At 70.6% G+C, this 2,481-nt stretch carries 3 protein-coding genes; 1 reads left to right on the forward strand and 2 read right to left on the reverse strand.

Translation table 11 applies throughout. The annotated features are described in order from the left end of the window. Positions 1–343 (forward strand): flagellin (locus tag ACV4UX_RS18680; protein ID WP_491594788.1); only part of this gene is annotated, 343 nt, incomplete at its 5' end. Between the two features lie 118 nt (positions 344–461). Here ACV4UX_RS18680 and ACV4UX_RS18685 read toward each other — a convergent pair. Both ACV4UX_RS18685 and ACV4UX_RS18690 read right to left on the reverse strand, forming a co-directional pair. Continuing rightward, positions 462–1,739 (reverse strand): hypothetical protein, encoded by a 1,278-nt coding sequence (locus ACV4UX_RS18685; RefSeq protein ID WP_491594789.1) that lies wholly within the window; start codon positions 1,737–1,739, stop codon positions 462–464. 159 nt (positions 1,740–1,898) lie between these two features. Continuing rightward, on the reverse strand, positions 1,899–2,481 hold a 583-nt coding region (locus ACV4UX_RS18690), incomplete at its 5' end, for a YdjY domain-containing protein (protein WP_491594790.1).

The raw sequence follows: 2,481 nt of genomic DNA on the forward strand, positions 1-2,481 counted from the left end.
GGCCGCGGCCCTGGGCGTGGGCCGGTCCGCCAAGGGCTCGGCCCGCTCCATATCCACCCAGGCCCTGGCCCAGGCGGCCCTGGACAAGATCGACGCGGCCATCGTCTCCAAGGACAATATCCGCGCCAACCTGGGCGCGCTCCAGGCGCGCCTGGAGAACACCGTGCAGGCCCTCTCGCTCCAGAGCGAAAACCTCCAGCTGGCCCAGGCGCGCATCGCCGACGTGGACCTGGCCACGGAGATGGCCGAGTACGTGCGCTCGCAGATTCTGGTGAACTCGGCCACGGCCATGCTCTCCCAGGCCAACACCCTGCCCCGGCTGGCCCTGCAGCTGCTGCTGTAGCAGTCCGCCGGGCTTGCCGCGCGGCGGGCCGCCAGGCGGCCCCGTCCCGAACTGTTCCGGCCCCGGACAGCCCGCAGCCGCCACGTTCGCAAATCCGGCGGCAGCTGCCCGCGACTGCCTACCGCCGCCCCGGCTCGGGGATGGGCAGCACCCCCCCCTGGCGCACCTTGCCGATGTCGATGAAGGAGATCTCATCGTCGTCATCGTCGTCCTTGCCGGACTTCTTCTTTTTGGCCTTGCGCGCCTTTTCCTGGGCCTCCTCCACCTGCTCGGAGCCGGACTTGGCGGCCTCCTCGAAGGTGGAATCGCCCAGCATGGTGGTCTCCAGGAAGAGCTGCTGCTTGCCCTTGGGGTCGAGCAGCACGCCCACGATCATGTGGTCGGGGAAGACCACCAGGGAGGTCTCCAGGCCGATCTTGTAGAACACCGAGGCCAGCAGGCAGCTGCCTTCCACGCAGTTGGCCTGGCGGCCGTCCAGGGCGTCTCCCAACAGGCGCACGTGCTGCACGGAGAGTTCCGGGTCCGGAGCCGAGGGACGGTTGATGCTCGAATAGCGCAGGCCGCGCTTGCGCAGGGCCTGCCACACGGCCTTGGCCTGCTTGCGCACGCCCCGGGCGTCGGTCTGGTAGCCCGAAAAGGAGGACACCTCGCCCACGGAGAGGGCCTCGCGCAGGATCTGCTGCACGGCCGGGTGGTTCTCGTTGACGTAGGCCGCGAAGAGCCAGGAGGTGTCGTAGTATTCGTCGTCCTCCTCGAAGCCGTAGACGCAGTCGTTCACGGAGGCCACCAGCACCCGCTGGGACTTTTCGCCCAGGGGCTGGCCGTCCACGCTGAGCCGGGCCGTGAGCACGATGGGCACGGGCTGGCGCACCTGGAGCAGGGCCTCTGGGAAGCTGAGGAAGGGATAGACCACGTAGTCCTGTCCGCGCTTGGGCAGGGTGACGTCGGCCTTGCCGCCGTTCACCAGGGGCGAGGAGGAGCTCATCTCCACCACGGCCCTGGCCCCCGCTCTCGGGGCGCGCACGGTGATGCCGAAGAGGCCGTTGCGGTCGCCCAGTTCGTTGGTCTTGTCCTGCACGTCCAGGTGCATGGCCGCAATGGAGTGCATGAGCGAGGGGTAGAGCTTGCCCTTGAGCCCCACGTGGGTGAAGTCCCAGTCGGCGCGGGCCGGGGCCTTCTGCGGGGCCGGTGCGGGGGCCGGGGCCTGCTGCGCCGCCGGGGCCGGCCCGGCCAGGAGCGCCAGGAGGACGAGGCACGCGGCGGCCAGGGACGCGGCGCAAAAGCCTGCTGCGCGGGGCCGGGCTGCGCGGGACGGGCAGGCCGAAAGCCCGGCAGGAACCGTGAAACCTTGGACGGGACGTGCGGCGCTCGGACGCGGGAACGTGGTGGGGGACATCGTGGCTCCTGGAAGAACGGATTGCAGGGGCGCGGGATTTTCCCGCCATGGAACGCTCCTACGCGAGCCGCGCCCAAGGGTCAACGCGGGCCGGGTCCGCCGGGTTGGGAAGAGCGAACGGCGAGCGGGAGGGGTCTGGAAGGAAAGCCGCGCGAGGGTCTAGCGGCGCGAGACGATCACGGCCACGCGCTTCGGGACCGGGCCGGGCCACTGGGCGCGGTAGGCCACCGGCCCCCACCAGCCCGTCTCCTTGTAGAGCGTCAGGTGGTTGCTCACGATGCCCATGGGGCAGCTGAACAGGCAGATCAGGCAGCCGCTGGCGTCCGGGGCGACGGCGGCCTTGAAGTTGCCGCCGAAGCGCATGTCCAGGCCCCTGCCGCCCTTGTCGCGCAGGAGTTCTTCCAGGGGGACGGGCCTGTCCGCCCCGTCGGGGAGGATCGCCACCTTCAGGGTCTGGCCCTGCACGCGCTCGCTGTCCCAGTTGGCCATGGTCATGTTGTCGCCGGGGCGAAAGCCCAGGAGCGCGAGGGCCTCGTGGAGCCGCCGGGGCGATATCTCGGCCTGGAGCAGGGCCTTGTCGGCGTACGCGCCGTCCTTGAACACGGCCAGGTGCTGGACGGCCTGGTCGGCCAGGGCGGGGTTCACCACGGCCAGGAAGGCCACGCTGCCGGATGCCATGTCCACGCTGAGGGGCATCTCCGGGGTGAGCCCCAAAGGAGCGCTCCCGGCCGGGGCCGGGAGC

The sequence above is a fragment of the Fundidesulfovibrio sp. genome (genome assembly GCF_058402725.1).

Excerpts from the sequence above, each read along its gene's own strand:
- ACV4UX_RS18685 (WP_491594789.1), bottom strand. The coding sequence starts at position 1,739 with ATGTCCCCCACCACGTTCCCGCGTCCGAGCGCCGCACGTCCCGTCCAA.